Raw genomic sequence first — 22,003 nt, 5'->3', positions numbered from 1 at the left:
GGAATACATGAAACCAATCTGGATTGTTGACGACGACGAATCGATCCGCTGGGTGCTCGAGAAAGCCCTGGCGCGCGAGAACCTCGCAACGCGCAGCTTTGCCAATGCGCGCGATGCCGTCGCCGCGTTGGAACATGAGACGCCGCAGGTGCTGGTGTCGGACATCCGCATGCCGGGCGACTCCGGCCTCGACTTGCTGCAGCTGGTGAAGCAGCGCCATCCCGGCCTGCCGGTGATCATCATTACCGCCTTCTCCGACCTGGACTCCGCCGTCGCGGCCTTCCAGGGCGGGGCCTTTGAATACCTGGCCAAGCCCTTCGATATCGACAAGGCGGTGGAGCTGATCCGCCGCGCGCTGGACGAGAGCCTGCGCGAATCGAGTATCGAATCGGGCCCGGCCGATACGCCGGAAATCCTGGGCCAGGCGCCGGCCATGCAGGAAGTATTCCGCGCCATCGGCCGCCTGTCGCAATCGAACGTGACGGTGCTGATCACCGGCGAATCGGGCACCGGCAAGGAGCTGGTGGCGCGCGCCCTGCACAAGCACAGCCCGCGCGCCGAGCAGCCCTTCATCGCCATCAATACCGCTGCGATTCCAAAGGACTTGCTGGAATCCGAACTGTTCGGCCATGAGCGCGGCGCCTTTACCGGCGCGCAGACCACGCGCCGCGGCCGTTTCGAGCAGGCAGAAGGCGGTACCCTGTTCATGGACGAAATCGGCGATATGCCGTTTGACCTGCAAACGCGCTTGCTGCGCGTGCTGTCGGATGGCCACTTCTATCGCGTCGGCGGCCACTCGCCGCTGAAGGCGAACGTGCGCGTGATCACGGCGACGCACCAGAACCTGGAGCAGCGCGTGCGCGATGGCTTGTTCCGCGAGGACTTGTACCACCGCCTGAACGTGATCCGCCTGCGGCTGCCCAGTTTGAGGGAGCGGCGCGAGGATATCCCCATCCTGGTGCGCCACTTCCTGGTGCAGAGTGCGCGACAGCTCGGTGTGGAGGCCAAGCGCATGAGCGATTCGACGCTGGCGTTTCTGCAGCAGCTTGAGTTGCCGGGTAATGTGCGCCAGCTGGAGAACCTGTGCAATTGGATTACGGTGATGGCGCCGGGGCAGACGGTCGAGGTGAAGGACTTGCCGCTGGAGTTGACGCAGGGGCAGGACGGCGCCACGCACGCCGCTGCGCCGGCGGCTGTTGTCGAAACGGCGATGCCGCAGCATCATGGCGTGGTGCAGCCGCTGGCGCCGCCGGCACTGGCTTCGTCGCCGGAGGGGTGGCTGAGCTTGCTGGAGCTGCAGGCGGCGGGCATGCTCAGCAGCGGGCAGCAGGATGTGATGGATGTGTTGGGCCGCCAGTTTGAATCGGCCCTGATTCGCACCGCCTTGAAATATACCCACGGGCGCAAGAACGACGCCGCCATCCGCCTGGGCATCGGCCGCAACACCATCACGCGCAAGATTGCCGAGCTGGGTATCGACGGCGCGAAGGACGACTAGCAGGAAGAAAAAAGGGGACGTAACACATTTTCGGCTGCGCCGAAAATGTGTTACGTCCCCTTTTTCTTCCTGCTATGCTGCGGGCTTGGAAATAAAGGAGCCTGCATGCTGATCAACTGCGTCGCCTACCAGGATGGGCGCAAGCTGGCTGATATCCCGGTGGCGGACATCAGCGAATACGTGGCACGGAAAGACGCCTTCGTCTGGGTCGCCCTGCGCGACGCCACGCGCGACGAGCTGCAAATCATGCAGCATGAATTCGGCCTGCACGAACTGGCCGTAGAAGACGCCGGCCGCGGCCAGCAGCGCCCGAAAATCGAAGAATACGGCGACTCCATCTTCGTTGTCGTCAAAATGCTCGAGCTGCGCGAGGAAGAAATGCACGTCGGCGAAGTCGACATCTTCGTCGGCCCCAATTACGTGCTGTCCAACCGCTCCAACTCCACCCAGGACTTCCTCGGCGTACGCGCCCGTGCCGAACGCGAACCGCACCTGCTGCAGCAAGGCTCCGGCTTCGTGCTGTATGCCCTGATGGACGCCGTGGTTGACCGCTATTTCCCCATCATCGATGCGCTGGAAGTCGAGCTGGAAAAAATCGAAGAACGCATCTTTATCCGCGGCTCGCAGCAGGACAATATCGAACGCCTGTATGAATTGAAGCGCAAGGTGATGACCATGCGCCACACTGTCGCCCCCTTGCTTGACGCAATCGGCAAGCTGCATGGCGGCCGCGTACCCGCGGTCTGCAGCAACACCCAGGAATATTTCCGCGACGTCCACGACCACCTGCTGCGCATCAATAGCGCCCTCGATACCATGCGCGACACGATCGGCACTGCGATCCAGGTCAACCTGTCGATGGTGGCGCTGGTGGAGGCCGAAGTGAGCAAGCGCCTGGCTTCCTGGGCGGCTATTTTTGCCGTGCCAACCGCCCTGGCCGGGATCTGGGGCATGAATTTCAAGCATATGCCTGAGCTGGACTGGCGTTTCGGCTATCCTGCCGCGCTGTCCCTGATGGCTGTTGTTTGCTTCTCGCTCTATCGACGCTTTAAGAGGGCAGGCTGGCTTTGACGGTATATAATTTACAATAAACAACCTCCAGTGGGGCTGGGCATGGTGGATGACGCAATGTTGTTCGACGATGATGAGACGCCAGCCCCTGCTGCGCTTCTCCCGCCCTGGGAGATCCTGGTCGTTGACGATGAGCAAGCAGTTCACCAGGTCACCGAACTGGTGATGGCGGACTTTGAGTTCGACGGCCGGCGCCTGCATTTCTCCCATTGCTATTCCGGCGCCGAAGCGCGCACCTTGCTGTCGCGCCCCGGGCAGTTCGCCCTGATCCTGCTCGACGTGGTGATGGAATCCGAGCACGCCGGCCTGGAACTGGTGCGCTATATCCGCGAACAATTGGGCGACCAGAATGTGCGCATCGTGCTTCGCACCGGCCAGCCGGGCCAGGCGCCGCAAGCGATGGTGCTGAAAACCTACGACATCAACGATTACCGCGAAAAGACGGAGCTGACGCACGCCAAGCTCAGTACCGTGTTTTATTCCGGCCTGCGTGCCTACCGCGATCTGATGCGGCTGGAGCGCGCCCGCCTTGGCTTGCGCCGTTCGATCGATGCCATTACCCACGTCTGCGATTCCGACAACCTGCGCCATTTCTGCTCGGCCGTATTGGAACACGCTTCCGCCTTGCTGGGACACGAAGCGGAAGGGGTCTGCGCCAGCCGCATGAACGCTTACGCCGCCGCGCGCCAGCCCGGGCGCCTGCAAGTACTGGCGGTGACAAACGGCTATGCCGGCCTGGCGCCGGAGGAGACCCTGGATCATTTGCCGGCACCGGTGCGCGATGCCTTCGTGCGCTGCATGGCGGAACAGGCCGACCATTTCGGCCCCTTGTACTACACCTGCTATTACCGCACACGCGACGGCAACGAGAGCCTGCTTTATATGTCCTTCAACGATCCGTTGCAGGACGAGGAGCGGGAACTGCTTGGCCTGTTTGCGGCCAATGTCGCGATCACCTACGAGAACCTGCTGGCGCGTGAAGAACTCGAAGCGACGCAGGACGCGATCATCCACATCCTGGGCGAGGCGCTGGAAAGACGTTCGGCGGCATCCGGCGGCCACGTTGAACGCGTCGGTGAAATCGCCGCCATGCTGGGCGCAGCGGTGGATATGCCGGCCGGCGCCGTGCGCCAGTTGCGCCAGGCGGCGCCGCTGCACGATATCGGGCACGCCGGCATTCCGGACGACATTCTCAACTTGCCTGGCCCGCTCGATGCACAACAGCGCGCGCGCATGCAAGGCCACAGCGATATCGGCTGGCACATGCTGTCGTCTTCCACCCAGCCCGTGCTGCGACTGGCGGCGCGCATCGCCCGCGAACATCACGAGCGCTGGGACGGCACGGGCTACCCGCAAGGTTTGCAGGGCGCAGAAATCAGCCTGGCCGCGCGCATAACGTCCCTGGCCGATTTTGTCGATGCGCTGGTGAGCCCGCGCAGCTACCGCCCGGCGCATACGCTGCAGTACGCGCTGGCCGAAGTGCGCGAAGGCAGCGGCAGCCGCTTCGATCCCGCTCTGGCCGACCTGCTGCTGCAGCATACGGACGACCTGCAAGCGTTATACGGGCGCCATCCACCTCATTAGGAGTCCGCCATGGAGTTATTCGACGCCAACGATGCGCGCACTCTCGCCGAGGCGGCATTACGCGCGATCACGGATTCCACCGCACGTGCGCGCGGCGAAGCATTCTTCCGCGTACTGGTGCGCGATTTGGCGGCGGCGCTGGACGTTACATATGTCATTGCCGGCCGGGTGATCCGGATGCCGGACGGGCAGGACGGCATACGCACGCTTGCGGTATGGGGCGGCGAAGAGTTCCTTCCGAATATGGAATACAGCCTTGAGCACACGCCTTGCCATAACGTGACCGACCAGACCATGTGCTTCCACGGCTGCGGCATTCAGCAGGATTATCCGCTCGATGCCCTGCTGGTGGACATGAAGGCGGAAAGCTATGTCGGCATGCCGATGGTCGACACCGAAGGGAAGACGCTCGGCATCCTGTCAGCCATCGACACCAAGCCGATCGACGAGAACAAGCGCTTGCTGGCGCTGTCGCTGCTGTCGATCTTCACGGCGCGCGCGGCGGCCGAGCTGCAGCACCAGGAGCGCGAACACCAGCTGGAAGAAAAAGTCGTGCGCCGCACGGAAGCCTTGCGCGCAGCCCAGGCCAATCTGGTGGAACAGGAAAAGCTGGCGGCGCTGGGCTCCCTGGTGGCGGGCGTGGCGCATGAGGTGAACACGCCGGTCGGCGTGGCGCTGACGGCGGCATCGGCCATGAGCAGCTATACCGCGCAGCTGGTGAAGGCGCTGGAAGCGCCCAAAGTGAGCCGCTCCGACCTGGTCAACCTGGCCTCGCGCCTGAACGACGCGGCCGCGCTGATCGAGCAGAACCTGCACCGCGCAGCGGGCTTGATCGGCAACTTCAAGCAACTGGCGGTGGACCAGGGTAGCGAGCATGTGAGCACGCTGGCGCTGAAAGACTATGTGCAAGGCGTGGTCTCGGCGCATAGCCCGGAATTGCGCAAGGCTGGCATCAAGGTGGAAGTGGAAATGGACCACCTGTTGCGTCCCCGCCTGCCGCCCGGAAAATTTTCGCAAGTGCTGTCCAACCTGCTGATGAATGCGGCGCGCCACGCCTATCCGGACGGGCGGGGCGGCACCGTGCTGGTGCGCGCCTGCGCCGCCGACGGCTGGCTGGATATGGACTTCATCGACCATGGCGTCGGCCTGGCGCCTGGCGTGCGCGAGCGCATTTACGAACCCTTCTTCACGACCAAGCGCGGGCAGGGCGGCTCGGGCCTGGGCATGCATATCGTCTACACCATCATGCAGCAGATGGGCGGCGCAGTGGAGGTGCACAGCACGCCCGGCGAGGGCTGCCGCTTCCATCTCCACATGCCGTTCGAGGTCAAATCTTCCCCGCCCCTCGCATAGCGCGTTGTTTTGCAGCTACATGGATTACGTAAGTGTTTCGCTTATTTGGCGACAATTGTCGGCAAGTTACGTGCCGTGTATCAACAGTTCAACAATGTAACACTAATGTACATTTGCTTAATTGACCATCGGTAATGCAGCGTGGTCCCATTGACAGATTCGGCGAAGGTTGGCGCAAGTTGGCCGACGTTGGATCGAGTTGTAGGGACTATTAAAAAATGCTGTATTTCTTTATGGAATTTGCAAATGAAAAAAACTGTACTCGCGCATGCGCTGACTGTTGCGTTTAGCGCTACGTTGGCGATCGGAGGCCATGCCTACGCGGCATCGAACTCCGCCGGCTCCGTGGGTGGCCGCGCTGCGATTGGCACCGTCATCACGCTGGAGAACAAGGAAATTGGCCTGAGCCGTACCATTACCGTGGACAAGGCGGGCACGTATTCGGTTCCCCAGCTGCCGCCAGGCCACTACACGCTGAAGGTCAAGCTGCCGAATGGCCAGACCGAAGAGCGTGCAGTCGAGGTGCAAGCCGGTGAAGGCTCGATCGCGCACTTCGAGGATTCTGCCCGTGTGGTGGTGACCGGCCGCGTGACCCGCATCGATACCAAATCGCCGGAATCGAGCATGGTGCTGAGCAAAGCAGCCATCGACCGCCTGCCGATTTCGCGCGACGTGACTGCCGTGGCCCTGCTGGCGCCCGGCGCAACCAAGGGCGATACCCGTATCGGCCAGACCGCACTGCGCGCCGGTAACGTGCCATCCCTGGGCGGCGCATCGCCGGCGGAGAACGTCTACTACATCAATGGCTTTAACGTCACCAACTCCCTGAACGGCGTGGCGTTCAACCAGGTACCGTTTGAAGGCATCGCGCAGCAGCAGGTCAAGACCGGTGGCTACGGCCCGGAATACGGCCGTTCCCTGGGCGGCGTGCTGTCGGTGACCACCAAGCGCGGTACCAATGAGTGGAAGGGCGGGGCCAACGTGATCTGGTCGCCGGAATCGCTGGAAGGTTCCTCGGTCTATGCCGAGAAGAGCCCGACCACCGGCAAGTGGAACCTGGTCAAGCGTCCGGGCGGCACCGACGACCTGCAGGCCAACCTCTGGGTCGGCGGTCCGCTGGTGGAAGACAAGCTGTACTTCTTCGGCCTGGTGCAGGGCGCCGACATCAAGCGCGAGACCTATGGCGTGAGCACCCAGGACACGATGAAATCCAGCACGCCGCGCTTCCTGACCAAGTTCGACTGGAACATCACCGACAAGAACCTGCTGGAATTCACGGCCTTCAGCGACAAGACCAAGGACAAGCAGTACAACTGGGATTCGCCGGTACCGTACGGTACCACCAAGGGCACGGACAAGGGCGTCGATGAATACACTACCGGCGGCGAAAACCTGATCGGCAAGTACACGACCTGGCTGACCGACGACCTGACCGTGTCGGGTCTGTACGGCGTCGGCAAGTACAACCGCAAATCGAACGTGGCTTCCGCTGCCTGCCCATACGTGCAGGACAACCGCCCAACCACGCCGGTGCCGATGGGCTGCGCTACCGCGACTTCGATTACCGACCCGAACGCGAACGACAAGCGTACCGCATGGCGCCTGGATGCCGAATGGAACTTGGGCAATCACGGCTTGCGCTTCGGTGCAGACAACGAGAAGTATGAAGTGGTCGATGGCACCGAATATCCAGGCGTTGTGCGCTATATCGTGCGTACCCTGGCGGACGGCGGCAGGCTGTCCAACGGCTACGTCAATACCAGCGGCGCGCCGATGGATTACATCGACGCGCGCACCTTCAAGAACGGCGGCCAGTTCACCACCAAGAACTCGGCTTACTACCTGGAAGACAACTGGCAGGTGCACAAGGACGTGATGCTGTCGCTTGGCCTGCGCAGCGAATCGTTCGAAAACCTGAATGCTGAAGGCAAGACCTTCATCAAGGTGAACAACACCATCGCTCCGCGCCTTGGCGTGGCATGGGACGTGGGCGGCAAGGCGCAGACCAAGGTCTTCGCCAACGCTGGCCGCTACTATATCCCGGTGATGTCGAACACCAATGTGCGCCTGTCGGGCGCGGAGCTGGACTACCGCGACTTCTATGCCTTCAACGGCAGCTTCGGCACTGACAAGTTCGAGTTGCCGGGGCAGGGCGCGCAGCTTGGTTCGCGCGTCACCACTTCCGACGGCAAGGCCGGCGATCCGCGCTCCGTGGTTGATCCGAACATCAAGCCGATGTACCAGGATGAATTCATCATCGGCATGGAGCAGGCGCTGAGCGACCGCTGGAAAGTGGGCATCAAGTACACCAACCGCAAGCTGAAAAAGGTGATGGACGATGTCTGCAACAACGAAGGCGCTTACAACTGGGCGATCGCCAACGGCTATAGCGATGCCAAGGCGAATGTCCTGGCAGGCGCAATCGGCCACTGCTTCCTGTACAACCCTGGCGGCGACCTGACTGCCAACGTCGATTTCGGCGACGGCAACGGCCTGACTTCCGTGACCATTCCTGCCAAGGACATGGGCTTCCCCGAGAAACCAAAGCGTACCTACAACGCGCTGGAGTTCAGCTTTGAGCGTGCGTGGGATGGCAAGTGGAGCCTGGGCGGTTCCTACGTGCTGGCCTACAGCCGCGGCAACACCGAAGGCTACGTCAAGTCCGACATCGGCCAGGACGACGCCGGCATTTCGCAGGACTGGGACTACCCGGGCCTGATGGAGGGCGCCAACGGCTTCCTGCCTAACGACCGCCGCCACACCTTCAAGGCCTTTGGTTCCTACCAGGTGGCGGATGAATGGCGCGTGGGCGCAAACCTGCTGGTGCAGTCGGGCCGTCCGGTCAACTGCCTGGGCTACTACGACGGTAACCTCGATGGCGTGTCGATCGAGTACGGTTCGGCGTCGTTCTGGTGCAATGGCAAGCTGAATCCGCGCGGCACCCTGGGCCGCCTGGCATGGACCAAGGACGTGAGCGCGCAGCTGAACTACTCGCCGAAGTGGCAGAAGGGCCTGAGCTTCCAGGCTGAGGTGCTGAACATCTTCAACGAGCGCACTGTGCAGGCGATTGAAGAAGCGGGTGAAACCGGTGTAGGTTCGCCTTCGCCGTCGTACATGCAGCCTGTGGGCCTGCAGAACGCGCGCCGCTTCCGCTTCACTGCGAAGTATGAGTTTTAAGTGCCAGGAACCTAAGAGGGTGTAACTTTGACGGGTCCGGCCTCGCGGCCAGGCCCGTTTTTTTTCAGGCCTTGTCCGCGGCCTGCATGGACAGCGCAACGGCTTCCGCTACCTTGATGCCATCCACACCTGCGGACAGGATGCCGCCGGCATAACCCGCGCCCTCGCCAGCCGGGAACAGCCCGCGCGTATTCAGGCTTTGCAAATCATCGTTATTGCGCTTGATGCGGATTGGCGACGAGGTACGGGTTTCCAGGCCGGTCAATACAGCGTCGTGCTTGAAGTAGCCCTTGACCTGCTTGTCAAAGGCAGGGAAAGCTTCGCGCAGCGCCACCACTGCGTATTCCGGCAGGATGGTTGCCAGGTCGGTCCAGGTGATGCCCGGCTTAAACGAAGGTTGCACAGCGCCCACATCGCTCGACGCGCGGCCTGCCACGAAGTCGCCCATCAGCTGGCCTGGGGCGTTGTAGTTCGAGCCGCCCAGCACATACGCCTTCTCCTCCAGGCGGCGCTGCAGCTCGATACCCGCCAGCGGATGTCCAGGGTAATCGACTTCCGGGCTGATCGACACCACGATGGCGCTATTGGCATTGCGTTCGGCGCGCGAATACTGGGACATGCCGTTGGTGACCACGCGGCCTGGTTCCGACGCCGCCGCCACCACGGTGCCCCCCGGGCACATGCAGAAGCTGTACACCGCGCGGCCATTGCTTGCATGGTGCACCAGCTTGTAGTCGGCCGCACCCAGGATAGGGTGGCCGGCGTTCGGGCCAAAGCGGCACTGGTCGATCAGCGATTGCGGGTGCTCCACGCGGAAGCCAATGGAGAACGGCTTGGCTTCCACGTACACGCCACGGTCGTACAGGGTCTGGAAGGTGTCGCGCGAGCTGTGGCCGATGGCCAGCACCACATGGTTGGTTTCGATGTACTCGCCGCTGGCCAGGTGCAGGCCGCGCATCTGGCGCACGCCATTTTCCTCGCGGATGTCGAAATCGGTGACGCGCTGCTCGAAGCGGATTTCGCCGCCCAGGGCCACGATTTCCTCGCGCATGTTCTCCACCATTTTTACCAGGCGGAAAGTGCCGATGTGCGGCTTGCTCACGTAGATGATTTCTTCCGGCGCACCGGATTTCACAAACTCGGTCAGCACCTTGCGGCCGTAGTGTTTTGGATCGCTGATCTGGCTGTACAGCTTGCCATCCGAGAAGGTTCCCGCGCCGCCTTCGCCGAACTGCACGTTCGATTCCGGGTTCAGCACCCGCTTGCGCCAGAAGCCGAAAGTGTCCTTGGTCCGTTCGCGCACGGTCTTGCCGCGCTCCAGGATGATGGGTTTCAAGCCCATCTGTGCCAGGATCAGGCCGGCGAACAGGCCGCAAGGGCCCATGCCGATGACGACCGGGCGCGGCTGCTTGCCCTCGGCGTTGACGCCGTGGGCGACGAATTTGTAGGCCATGTCAGGCGCCGGCATCAGGTGCTTGTCATCCGCGCGGCGCGCCAGGATGCCGGCGTCGTCCGTGGTTTCCACGTCGATCGAGTAAATTAGGGAGATGTTGCTCTTTTTTCGCGCATCATAGCTGCGCTTATAGACGGTAAAGCCCAGCATCTGCTCTGCAGAAATCTTCAGGCGGGCCAGGATGGCCTGGGCCAGTTCCGGTTCCTCGTGGTTGAGAGGGAGCTTGATTTCGTTTAGTCGCAACATGGTGGTCTTTCTCAGCAAGATGGGGCACGCAACGGGCCCAAAGGCGACATTCTACCTGCTTTCGATGGTTGTAATCACGCAACGACGTAGTGCCAAAATACAAACGTTTACTGTACTTCGCAAGCGAACGGTGCAATAGTTGAAGTGTTGGATAGCTTGCTTAGGCGCAAGTTTCATTATCTTCAGCAATAATTTCAATTGCCCGCCGATTAATTCGCCGGGTTCCTCTGATTATCGCCGGACCCATTGGCGTTAATGTCAAAATATTAATTTACGCGCATTTTCACTTAATCGCAAAAAAGCGATTTTCTAATCGTAAATCTCTCTCTACTGCTGGCAAGTCCCGCGTTTTCAGGTCAACTTTACCTAACTACGTAGTCCTACCTGGTAATGCTTTGGCACTGTTGTTTTTTGTCATATTAGTGGCGCTTTTATTGACATAGACAACTTGATCATGGTCTCATCCTACGCTGAAATCAATTGGTTAAATTGACTTCGGTATCGCCCAAAAGGTGACCTTGTTTTTTTGGTTTAGTCGGGACAAACAAATATTTTTAGGAACCAAAATGTTGAAAAAGACGATTCTTGTTCGTTCGCTGTCCGTGGCCTTCGGCGGCGCAGCCGTTCTGGCCGCTATGCCAGCTATGGCGCAGCAGCAAGCTGGCGAAAATGTCCAGCGCGTTGTCGTGACCGGCTCCCTGATCAGCCGTACTGACACCGAAACCGCAGCTCCGGTGCAAGTGCTGACCGCCCAGGACATCCAGCGTAGTGGCAAGACTTCGGTCGCCGAACTGCTGACCGACCTGGCCGCCAACGGCGCAGGTACCCTGGGTACCGGCTTCTCCGGCGCGTTCGCCAACGGCGCAACCGGTATCTCCCTGCGCGGCCTGACCGTCGGCGCAACCCTGGTGCTGGTTGACGGCCACCGCGTCGCTCCTTACCCGCTGTCGGATGACTCCCAGCGTTCCTTCGTCGACGTTTCGTCGATCCCATTTGACGCTATCGACCACATCGACGTCCTGAAGAGCGGCGCATCGGCAACCTACGGTTCCGACGCTATCGCAGGCGTGGTGAACATCGTCCTGAAAAAGAACATGACCGGTGGCCGCGTCAATGTTGAAGGCGGCGGCACCCAGCACGGCGGCGGTCAAACCTACCGTGCGTCGATCGGCACCGGCTACGGCGACCTGGACAGCGACGGCTACAACGCCTTCATCACTGCCGAGTTCCGTCGCCAGGACGCGATCAAAACAGAGGATCGCGACAGCTACGACTGGGACAACCGCGACTGGCGCGCTCGCGGCGGTAACAACATCAACCTGGGCGCACCTGTGCAGCGCCTGGACGCAAATGGCAAGCCAGTTAGCACCGTTGGCTTCCTGACCCATGCCAGCAGCCCGTTCCTGTACAACCCGACTGGCGCTAAAGTCAACGGCTCGGCAGCCCTGAACCCAGCGAACTATCAGTTCCTGGACTCGAACTGCAACTTCAACAAGTACATGGCCGATGACTGCATCGTGCGTGATACCAAAGGCTTCATCCAGCCAAAAACCCAGAACTTCAACGTTCTGGCTGGCTTCACCAAGAAGCTCGGCAACGACTGGGAACTGGGCCTGAAAGCTTCCCTGTTCCGTCGCGACAGCCTGAACAATCGCGGCATGGGCGCGGTCTACTCCCCAGCCTCGTTCGGTGGTAACACCACCCTGGTCAATGGCGTGCTGACCCCTGGCGTCAACCGTATTGCTAGCACCCTGTTCGCAGCCGGTGCACCAGTTGGCGGTGGCGGCATTGTCAACAACCTGGGCTCCCCAGCCCGCCTGTACGGCTACATCCCTGGCGTTGACGGGACTAACACCCTGGACAACAGCTCCAAGACGACCCGTTTTGCTGCCGACATCAAAGGTACGGCTGCAGGCTGGGATATCAACGGCGGCGTGGGCATGACCGAAGTCAAGTCCGACATCAACTACAGCGGCTACATCGACCGTCCTGCACTGTACTCGGCGCTGAACAACGGTTCCTTCAATGTACTGGGCGCCAACGATCCAGCGATTCTGAACATGGTTTCGCCGCACTTCAGCAATGAATTGACCTCCAAGCTGAACTACCTCGACCTGATCGGTTCCCGCGAACTGATGCAACTGGGTGAAGGTCCTCTGGCTCTGGCGGTTGGTACCCACTGGCACAAGCGTAAGCAGAATTCGCCGCCAGCTGACCGCACCCTGACCGGTCAGGTAGCCAGCACCAGCGCCTTCGTGATTGGCGACGAGACCAACACCGCGGTCTTCGCGGAACTGCAAGCCAACCCGCTGAAGAGCCTGGAAGCTCACGTGTCGGCTCGTTATGACCACTACAGCAGCTACGGCCACTCGTTCACCCCGGCAGCCAACTTCAAGTGGACCCCGACCAAGCAGATCGGCTTCCGTGGTGGCATCGCCAAAGGCTTCCGTGCACCTAACCCGGCTGAAGTCGGTAATGCAGGTTCGTTCTTCACCTTCAACGCGATTCCTGACCCGATCCTGTGCCCGGACGGCAAGACCACGACCGCAGGTAACCAGATCAACGCTTGCGCGATCGCCCCTCCGTACGTCCAGATCACCAACAAAGACCTGGCGCCTGAGAAGTCGACCTCGTACAACCTGGGTATGATCCTGGAGCCGGTCAAGGACCTGAACGCGACCCTGGATTACTACCACATTGAAGTGAAGAACCAGATCGTGACCGCGGCCGGCAACCTGCCAGGCTTCGTACCGAACTTCGTGCGTAATGCACCAGCGCCAACCGAGTTCTCGGACGGCAATGGCGGCACCTACGTCGCTACCGCCGCAGTTGGCCTGCCAGCCTACGCACAGTCGCCGTATGTTAACACTGGTTCGACCAAGACCAGCGGCATTGAAGCTGACATCGGCTACAAGTGGCGCATGGGCGAGATGGGTACCCTGCGCGCCAACCTGAGCGCAGCGCACACCATTTCCTACAAGCAGATCGCTGCTGACGGTACCGTATGGTCGATGGCCGGCACCCAAGGCCCATCCGTGGTTGGCGGCGCGACCGGTAACCCGAAAGACCGTGCACAGTTCACCCTGGGCTATATCCGTGGTCCGCTGGATGTAAGCGCAACGATGAACTACACCAGCTCGTTCTCGACGCTGGATCCATCGGTGGGCGGCACTTCCTGCGATTCGAGCGCTGCTGACGTTGGTGGCCGTCTCTACTTCCAGGGCGTAACCCAGCCTGCGAACTACTGCCGCGTGTCGTCGTTCACCACCACCAACCTGAACGTGGTGTACAAGCTGACCAAGGATCTGTCCCTGCGTGGCGCGATCCTGAACGTGTTCGACCGTCAGCCTCCGATCGACGTTGGTACTTACGGCAATGCTAGTGCGCAGACCGCGTACAACGCTTCGTTGCACCAGGCTGGCGCTGTTGGCCGCTTCTTCTCGATGGGCCTGACCTACCAGTTCTAATAAGAACTAGTTAGCAAGCGTCCCAAAAACGGATACCTTCGGGTATCCGTTTTTTTTTGGGGTCTTGCGTGCTCGACGCGAAGGGGACTTGTCAGATTCCGCCCCAGGCGGCGGAAAGAATAGAGACCGCTGCCAGCGCGGCCGTTTCCGTGCGCAGTACGCGCGGCCCGATCGACAGGGGCAGGGCGCCCCGCTTCAAAGCTTCCGCTTCCTCCTCATCGGAGAAGCCACCCTCCGGTCCCACCATGATGCTCAAGGCCTGCGCCGGCTGGTGCCGCGCCCAATCGGCCAGCGATTCGGTGGCGCGCGGCGTCAGGATCACCCGCTTGTGCAGATCCTGCTGCGCAATCCAGTCCTTGAAATCGAGCGGCGCCGCGACCGAGGCGAGCCGGTTGCGGCCGCACTGCTCGGAAGCCGAGACCACGATGCCATTCCAGTGTTCCAGCTTTTTTTCGGCCCGTTCCGCCGACAGCCGCACCACGCAGCGCCGCGCCGCGAGCGGCTGGATTCCGGCCACGCCCAGTTCGATTGCCTTCTCGATAATCCAGTCCATCTTGGTGCCCTCAGGCAGGGCCTGGGCCAGGGTTACGGCAAAGGGCAGCTCCGCCTCGCGCGGGTCGAAGACTTTCACTTCCGCCCAGGCTTTTTTCTTTTGCACTTCCGTCAACACCGCCGTATACTCGCCGCCATCGCCGTTGAACAGGGTCAGCGCGTCGCCCGGCACCATGCGCACCACATTGATATGGTGGGCGACATCGGCGGGCAGTTCCAGTTGCTGGCCTGCGGCAAGGGCTTGGGGCACGTGAAAACGTGGCATATTGTTAATTCAGAAGGTTGAAATGCACCAATTTTAAGCGTTGCTGTCACGCTCTGGTAAAATATCGGGTTCCGAAAGCGGCGTCTGCCGCAGTGCACCAAATACTCAACCTTCCTCGATATACGATGAATACTTCGCTCCCCTTCACCAAAATGGCCAACGCAATCCGTGCGCTGGCAATGGACGCTGTGCAGAAGGCCAATTCCGGCCACCCAGGCATGCCAATGGGCATGGCTGAGATTGCCGTAGCACTGTGGAGCGGTCATCACCGCCACAACCCGACCAACCCAGCCTGGGTCAACCGCGACCGCTTCCTGCTGTCCAACGGCCATGGCTCGATGCTGCACTACGCGCTGCTGCACCTGTCGGGTTACGACTTGCCGATGGAAGAGATCAAGAATTTCCGCCAGCTGCACTCCAAGACCCCGGGCCACCCGGAAGTCGGCTACACCCCAGGCGTGGAAACCACCACCGGCCCGCTGGGCCAGGGCATCGCCAATGCAGTCGGCATGGCGCTGGCTGAGTGGCTGCTGGCTTCTGAGTTCAACAAGCCAGGCTTCGAAGTTGTTGACCATTACACCTACGCCTTCCTGGGCGACGGCTGCCTGATGGAAGGCATCTCGCATGAAGTATGCTCGCTGGCCGGCACCCTGGGCCTGAAGAAGCTGATCGCCCTGTACGACGACAACGGCATCTCCATCGACGGCAAGGTTGAAGGCTGGTTCACCGACGACACCCCTAAACGTTTCGAAGCCTACGGCTGGAACGTGATCCGCAGCGTGGACGGCCACGACGTGGCAGCACTGTCGGTCGCTATCGAACAAGCCAAGAAGTCCGACAAGCCAACCCTGATCTGCTGCAAGACCATCATCGGCAAGGGTTCGCCAAACCTGCAAGGCGGCGACAAGGTGCACGGCGCACCGCTGGGCGACAAGGAAATCGCCGCAGTGCGCGAGTACATTTCCTGGGGTGCCGAGCCGTTCGATATCCCGGCCGACGTCAAGGAAGCCTGGGACTTCAAGAAGCAGGGCGCCGCGTTCGAAGCGGAATGGAATGCGATGTTCGACAAGTACGCCGCTGCCTACCCGCGCGAAGCCGCAGAACTGACCCGCCGCATGAAGGGCGAGCTGCCAGGCAACTTCCAGGCGACCCTGGACGCCGCCATCGCCGCCTGCGTTGAAAAGAAAGAGACCATCGCTACCCGCAAGGCATCGCAGAACGCGATCCAGGCGCTGGCGCCAGTGCTGCCGGAATTCCTGGGCGGCTCGGCCGACCTGACCGGCTCCAACCTGACCAACTGGAAGGAATGCATCGCCGTTCGTTCCGGCGTACCAGGCAACCACATCAACTACGGCGTGCGCGAGTTCGGCATGTCCGCCATCATGAACGGCGTCGCCCTGCACGGCGGCTACATCCCGTTCGGCGCGACCTTCCTGACCTTCGCCGACTACAGCCGCAACGCCCTGCGCATGGCTGCGCTGATGAAGCAGCGCTCCCTGTTCGTGTTCACCCACGACTCGATCGGCCTGGGCGAAGACGGCCCGACCCACCAGTCCGTCGAGCACGTGTCCTCGCTGCGCCTGATCCCTAACCTGGATAACTGGCGTCCAGCCGACACCGTCGAATCGATGGTGGCATGGGGCGAGTCCATCAAGCGCAAGGACGGCCCGTCGACCCTGATCTTCTCGCGCCAGAACCTGCCGTTCATCGAGCGTTCGGCCGACAAGATCGCCAACATCGCCAAGGGCGGCTACGTGCTGACCAACGAAGCCGATGCCAAGGCCATCCTGATCGCCACCGGTTCCGAAGTGGAACTGGCCATGAAAGCCGCTGCTGAACTGAAGGCAGCCGGCACCCCGGTACGCGTGGTTTCCATGCCGTCGACCGACGTGTTCGACCGCCAGGATGCAGCCTACAAGGCATCCGTGCTGACCAAGGGCCTGCCACGTGTGGCGATTGAAGCAGGCGTCACCGCTTTCTGGTACAAGTATGTGGGCCTGGAAGGCGCCGTGGTCGGCATCGACACCTTCGGCGAGTCCGCACCGGCTGGCGTGCTGTTCAAGCACTTCGGCTTCACCGTCGACAATGTCGTGGCAAAAGTCAAAGCAGTCATCTAATTTCTATCATCAGGAGTAAACAGCATGACGATCAAAGTAGCAATCAACGGTTATGGCCGTATCGGCCGCAATGTCCTGCGCGCTTTCTACGAAGGCGGCAAAAAGCAGGACATCCAGATCGTGGCGATTAACGACCTGGGCAACGCCGAGTCCAACGCCCACCTGACCCGCTACGACACCGCCCACGGCAAGTTCCCAGGCACCGTGACGGTGGAAGGCGACAACATGATCGTGAACGGCGACAAGATCCGCGTGTTCGCGCAGCGCAACCCGGCTGAAATCCCATGGGGCGAGCTGGGCGTTGACGTGGTGCTGGAGTGCACCGGCTTCTTCACCACCAAGGAAAAAGCTTCGGCCCACCTGAAAGGCGGCGCCAAGAAAGTGATCATCTCCGCTCCGGGCGGCAAGGACGTTGACGCGACCGTCGTGTACGGCGTTAACCACGGCGTGCTGAAGGCTTCGGACACCGTGATCTCGAACGCATCCTGCACCACCAACTGCCTGGCCCCGCTGGTCAAGCCGCTGAACGACGCCATCGGCCTGGAAACCGGCTTGATGACCACCGTGCACGCCTACACCAACGACCAGGTGCTGACCGACGTGATGCACGAAGACCTGCGCCGCGCACGTTCCGCTACCCAGTCCATGATCCCGACCAAGACCGGCGCTGCTGCCGCTGTTGGCCTGGTGCTGCCTGAACTGAACGGCAAGCTGGACGGCTACGCCATCCGCGTTCCGACCATCAACGTGTCGATCGTTGACCTGTCCTTCATCGCCAAGCGCGACACCACCGTTGAAGAAATCAACAAGATCATGAAGGAAGCTTCGGAAGGCGCACTGAAAGGCGTGCTGACCTACCAGACCGAGCCTCTGGTCTCCGTCGACTTCAACCACAACCCGGCATCGTCGAACTTCGACGCCACCCTGACCAAGGTGTCGGGCCGCCTGGTGAAGGTATCGTCGTGGTACGACAACGAGTGGGGCTTCAGCAACCGCATGCTGGATACCACTGTGGCGCTGATGACCGCCAAGTAATCCCTGGCACTCGCCGCAAAAAGCGCCCTCCGGGGCGCTTTTTTTTCGAAGGCCGTTTGGGTTCGCAACATCCGAAGCGAAAGACATTGTTTGTTGAGTCTTTCGTAACTTGTATTTCTGTAGTTAAATCACAACGAACTAATGCAATCTTTCTATTAATATAAACAATATCTTTTACAAATATTAACAACCCGTGACAGACTCCTCCCAGCCGTTCCAAAAGGATGGCGTAACTAAACCAAAAAAGGGAGAACCTGTTGAACAAGCAATTCGTATTAAAGCGCAGCGTTATCGCCGTTGCGCTGGCCTTGACCGCACCATCGGTAGTATTTGCGCAAACTGACGCAGCTCCTCAGCAAGTCGTCCAGAAGGTGCTCGTTACCGGTTCCAACATCAAGCGTGGCATCGACGAGCAGACGGCCTCGCCAGTGCAGGTTCTGGGCCGCGATGAAATCAAAGCGATCGGCGCTTCCACCGTCAAGGATGTGGTCGATACCCTGACTTCGAACACTGGCGCGCTGACCGACCTGGGCAGCGGCAACTCCTTCGCGTCCGGCGCCACCGGCCTGGCACTGCGCAACCTGGGCAAGAACTCGACCCTGGTGCTGCTGAACTTCCGTCGCGTCTCCAACTTTGGTACCGCGGACGGTGGTCAGGAAACCTTCGTCAACATTGACTCGATCCCTGCGGACGTGATCGACCACGTAGAAATCCTGCTGGACGGCGCATCGGCCATTTACGGTTCCGATGCTGTCGCAGGCGTGGTCAACATTATTACGAAAAAAGAATTCAACGGCGTGACCCTGCGCGCGGGCGCGCGCCAGTCGCTGGCCAAGCATCAACTGAACCGCGACCAGACCGCATCCATCACCGGCGGCGTCGGCGACTTCAACGCCGACGGCTGGAATGCGTTTGCTCACCTGGAGCTGTACCACCGCAATCCATACGACGACCGCTCCATCGTGCCGCAAGTGCCGGAATGGTACACCACGTACGTGAGCCCGACCTTCGGCGTGCGTTCGACCTATTCGACCCCGGGCAACTACTTCGGCCGCTATCCGAAGAACTATGCTGACCCAACGCTGGCTGGCAAATCGTTCTCGACCCCCGCACCTGGTTGCGCACCGGAAAACCTGGAAGGCGGCCTGTGCCGCTTCGACCAGTGGGCCCGCGTTGGTATCCACGCCGCAGCTGACCGTGCCAACTTCATGACTTCCGGCCGCCTGAAGATCAACAACGACACGACTGCCTTCGCCGAAGTCACCCTGTCGGACACCAAGACCACCTTCTACAATGCGCCGGCAATCATGCAGTACACCGGGACCCCGATCACCTGGTATAACGCCGGCGCGCAGCGTCAGGAAAGCTTTACCGAGCCAATGCTTCCGGTGGGCCATCCGTACAACCCGTACAGCTTCCCGGTCCAGCTACGCTACCGCTACGCTGACGATATGGAAATGTACAAGTCGAAGGCGCACGCCAGGCAGTACCGTGTCATGGCCGGCCTGGAAGGCAACAGCATGGGTTGGGACTGGAATACTGCCATCGGCACCATGGCCAGCCGTTCCGACACCAACCAGCGCGGCAGCAAGAGCGCAGCGGGTTACCTCGATGCGGTCCTGAGCGGCGACTACAAGTTCGGCCAGAAGAATGATCCGGCCCTGCTGCTGAAGATGTTCCCGTACTTCGGTTTCCTCGGCGAATCCAAGCAGAGCTTCGTCGACTTCCGCGCCAGCCACGAGCTGATGCAATTGCCGGGCGGCGCCATGTCATTGGCAGTCGGTGGTGAGTACCGCCGAGACAGCTTCGAATCCTGGGTAACCGACAATATCGCCAAGGCGGAAATCGTCGGCTATGGCTCGATCAACGTAACCGGTTCGCGCAATATTTATGCCGCCTACGCCGAATTGGCTGCGCCAGTCATCAAGGACCTCGAACTGAGCGGTGCAGTGCGTTTTGACAAAGTCGGCAAGACCGATGCGAACTTCGTGCCGAAGTTCAGCATTCTCTACAAGGTACATCCAACCCTGATGGTGCGTGCAACCGCCTCGGAAGGTTTCCGCGCTCCGAACAATGCCGAAACTGGCAATGTGCAGCTGTCCGCCTTCCAGAATGGGATTCAGGATCCGAAGCGTTGCGCTATTGCGACCCAGCTGTATAACGAGCTGAAGAAGGGCAATGCCGTTGACGTCGCCGACGCGACCCGTGCCCGCGATGCAGGTTGCTCGGAAAGCGCTGCCGTCAACATCACTGGCAACCCGGACCTCAAGCCAGAAAAGTCGCGCACCTTCAATGCAGGCATCGTATGGCAGCCTACTCAGGATCTGTCGATGAGCCTGGACTACTACCACATCGTGCGCCGCGACGAAATCGGCAACTTGCCTGTGGATCAGATTCTGGCACTCGAAGACAAGAATCCAGGTTCGGTCGGTCGCCTCCCGGTTACCCAGGACGACCTGAACATGTCGCAGCGCGTGTTTGAACTGTCTGGCAAGAATATCGTGCAGACCACCGGCCCGATTTCTTCGATTGCACAGTCGTACATGAACCTGAACCGCACCAAAGTTGCCGGCCTGGACTTTGAATTGAACAACCGCATCAATCTCGGTTCTTACGGCAAGATCAGCAACACCCTGCGCGCCAACTATCAGCTGGACTACCGCGGCTGGGATACGGTGGAAGATACTTATAGCGAGAACCTGGCCGGCAATTATGCCAACTACCGCTATAACGTGCGCGCTTCCACTCAGTGGACCCAGGGCCCATGGCATGCTGGCGCAACCGTGACCTACCTGCCTGGCACCAAGCTGATCACCAACAAGTACGACGATAACAATTCGCCGGAAGGTTGCGAGGCACGTGAGATCCCGGCTGATTACTGCCGTCTCAAGCGCGATGTGCTGGTTAATGTCAACGGTTCTTACACCCTGTGGACGAACACCACGTTCTATGCCAACGTGGACAACCTGTTCAACCGCCAGCCGGTGGTTGACATGCGTGCCGGCAACCCGCCTCTGCGCGGCCGTACTCTGCGCGTATCGCTGGAACACAAGTTCTAAGCTGGCAGAAGCTAGCCTGATGAATCCCCGCTTTCGAGCGGGGATTTTTTTATTCAAGAAAGACTGAAATCATGTTGCAACGATTAATCACGGGCGGCCTGGCTGCGCTAGCCCTCGGCAAGCACATCGGCAAAGCCGAGTAATTCAGCTGGCCAGGCGCGCCAGCCGCTGCGCTTCCAGGCGCACGGCGGCGCGCAATTCTTCCGGGCCTTCGATGGTGAAATCGAAATTCAAAGAGGCCAGCATGCGCGCGAACCAGGTATAGCTGGTGGTGCTGGTGGCCAGGCGCACGCCGTCTTCGGCCTCGGCCAGCGGACCGATATATTTACCGACTTCGCGCTCGGCGCTGGCACGGTCGGTATGCAGCAGCACCTGCACCGGCAAGGGACGGGGCAGGGTGGCCATCGCATGCTGCAGCTGGGCCGCTGCATCAAAACTGTCGGGCTTATCGAATACCTCTCCCGTTTCCACCACATTGGCAATGCGGTCCAGGCGGAAAGAACGGATTGCCATGCGCAGGCGGCACATGCCCACCGCATACCAGCGGGTGTGGCTGAACACCAGGCCGTAAGGATCGAAGGAGCGCTGCATCGGCGTGCCATCCTGCGGCGTGTAGCGGAACAGCACGCGGTGCTGGCATTGGGCCGCAAGGGCCAGCGCAGTCAGCTCCCCGGTGAGTGAAGGGCGCGCCGCTTGCGACATGGTCCAGCGCTGGCCAGGCGTTTCCAGCGTCGCCGTTTCGCGCAGGGCCTGCGTACTCGCTTGCAGCGCCGGCGGCATCACGCGTTCCAGCTTGGCCTGGGCGCTGGCCACCGCGGGGGCGGTATCGGCCAGCTGCAGCGAGCGCACGGCAAGCAGGCCCAGTGCAACGGCCGACGCTTCCTCATTGGTAAACATCAGCGGGGGCAGCTTGAAACCGGGCACCAGCATATAGCCGCCATGGCGCCCGCGTTCGGCGGCAATTGGAATGCCCAACTCTTCCAGCATGGCGATATAGCGCCGCAAGGTGCGGCGGTCGACGCCGATGCGCTCGGCCATGTCCGCGCCGGAGATCTGGCGCTGGCTTTGCAGCATTTCGAGGATGGTCAGGGCTTTGATGGCAGGTTTTGACATCTGGACATTTTCG

The 22,003-nt window shown here is 60.8% G+C and carries 12 protein-coding genes; 9 read left to right on the top strand and 3 right to left on the bottom strand.

Features of this window, described 5'->3' with window-relative positions:
- Positions 1 to 7 precede the first annotated feature (7 nt).
- From ntrC to GM658_RS23110, 5 genes are all read left to right on the top strand, one after another.
- Positions 8 to 1,498 carry a nitrogen regulation protein NR(I) gene (gene ntrC, locus GM658_RS23130; protein WP_155456427.1) on the top strand — a complete coding sequence of 497 codons (1,491 nt, stop codon included), beginning with the start codon at positions 8 to 10 and terminating at the stop codon, positions 1,496 to 1,498.
- Between the two features lie 105 nt (positions 1,499 to 1,603).
- Entirely contained in the window at positions 1,604 to 2,569 is a 966-nt protein-coding gene (gene corA, locus GM658_RS23125; protein WP_155456426.1) for a magnesium/cobalt transporter CorA, read from the top strand.
- A 42-nt stretch (positions 2,570 to 2,611) separates the two neighbouring features.
- Positions 2,612 to 4,153 carry a DUF3369 domain-containing protein gene (locus GM658_RS23120; RefSeq protein ID WP_155456425.1) on the top strand — a complete coding sequence of 514 codons (1,542 nt, stop codon included), beginning with the start codon at positions 2,612 to 2,614 and terminating at the stop codon, positions 4,151 to 4,153.
- A gap of 9 nt (positions 4,154 to 4,162) precedes the next feature.
- Positions 4,163 to 5,506: a sensor histidine kinase gene (locus GM658_RS23115; RefSeq protein WP_155456424.1), complete on the top strand. Its 1,344-nt coding sequence runs from the start codon at positions 4,163 to 4,165 to the stop codon at positions 5,504 to 5,506.
- A 246-nt stretch (positions 5,507 to 5,752) separates the two neighbouring features.
- Positions 5,753 to 8,683, top strand: coding sequence for a TonB-dependent receptor (locus GM658_RS23110; RefSeq protein ID WP_155456423.1), 2,931 nt, complete (start codon positions 5,753 to 5,755; stop codon positions 8,681 to 8,683).
- Positions 8,684 to 8,747: 64 nt separating this feature from the next.
- Here GM658_RS23110 and GM658_RS23105 read toward each other — a convergent pair whose 3' ends face one another.
- Positions 8,748 to 10,382: an NAD(P)/FAD-dependent oxidoreductase gene (locus GM658_RS23105; protein ID WP_155456422.1), complete on the bottom strand. Its 1,635-nt coding sequence runs from the start codon at positions 10,380 to 10,382 to the stop codon at positions 8,748 to 8,750.
- 566 nt (positions 10,383 to 10,948) lie between these two features.
- Between GM658_RS23105 and GM658_RS23100 the strand changes: the two genes are divergently transcribed.
- Positions 10,949 to 13,849 carry a TonB-dependent receptor domain-containing protein gene (locus GM658_RS23100; protein ID WP_155456421.1) on the top strand — a complete coding sequence of 967 codons (2,901 nt, stop codon included), beginning with the start codon at positions 10,949 to 10,951 and terminating at the stop codon, positions 13,847 to 13,849.
- A 91-nt stretch (positions 13,850 to 13,940) separates the two neighbouring features.
- On the opposite strand, the gene GM658_RS23095 is transcribed toward GM658_RS23100, so the two are convergent.
- The gene (locus GM658_RS23095) at positions 13,941 to 14,666 is read right to left on the bottom strand and encodes a 16S rRNA (uracil(1498)-N(3))-methyltransferase (RefSeq protein WP_155456420.1); all 726 of its coding nucleotides are present in this window, start codon (positions 14,664 to 14,666) and stop codon (positions 13,941 to 13,943) included.
- A 125-nt stretch (positions 14,667 to 14,791) separates the two neighbouring features.
- Between GM658_RS23095 and tkt the strand changes: the two genes are divergently transcribed.
- The 3 genes from tkt to GM658_RS23080 all read left to right on the top strand — a co-directional run bounded on the left by tkt (position 14,792) and on the right by GM658_RS23080 (position 20,877).
- The gene (tkt, locus tag GM658_RS23090; RefSeq protein WP_155456419.1) at positions 14,792 to 16,783 is read left to right on the top strand and encodes a transketolase; all 1,992 of its coding nucleotides are present in this window, start codon (positions 14,792 to 14,794) and stop codon (positions 16,781 to 16,783) included.
- Positions 16,784 to 16,807: 24 nt separating this feature from the next.
- Complete coding sequence (gene gap, locus GM658_RS23085; RefSeq protein ID WP_155456418.1) at positions 16,808 to 17,818, top strand: type I glyceraldehyde-3-phosphate dehydrogenase; 1,011 nt, start codon at positions 16,808 to 16,810, stop codon at positions 17,816 to 17,818.
- A 257-nt stretch (positions 17,819 to 18,075) separates the two neighbouring features.
- Entirely contained in the window at positions 18,076 to 20,877 is a 2,802-nt protein-coding gene (locus tag GM658_RS23080; RefSeq protein ID WP_155456417.1) for a TonB-dependent receptor domain-containing protein, read from the top strand.
- 144 nt (positions 20,878 to 21,021) lie between these two features.
- Here GM658_RS23080 and GM658_RS23075 read toward each other — a convergent pair whose 3' ends face one another.
- Positions 21,022 to 21,990, bottom strand: coding sequence for a helix-turn-helix transcriptional regulator (locus tag GM658_RS23075; RefSeq protein ID WP_155456416.1), 969 nt, complete (start codon positions 21,988 to 21,990; stop codon positions 21,022 to 21,024).
- Positions 21,991 to 22,003 lie beyond the last annotated feature (13 nt).

The sequence above is a fragment of the Massilia eburnea genome (assembly GCF_009720745.1).
Classification (GTDB): domain Bacteria; phylum Pseudomonadota; class Gammaproteobacteria; order Burkholderiales; family Burkholderiaceae_D; genus Rugamonas; species Rugamonas eburnea.
The sequence above is the reverse complement of the archived record's forward strand: the minus strand, read 5'-3'. Positions and strand labels throughout refer to the sequence as shown.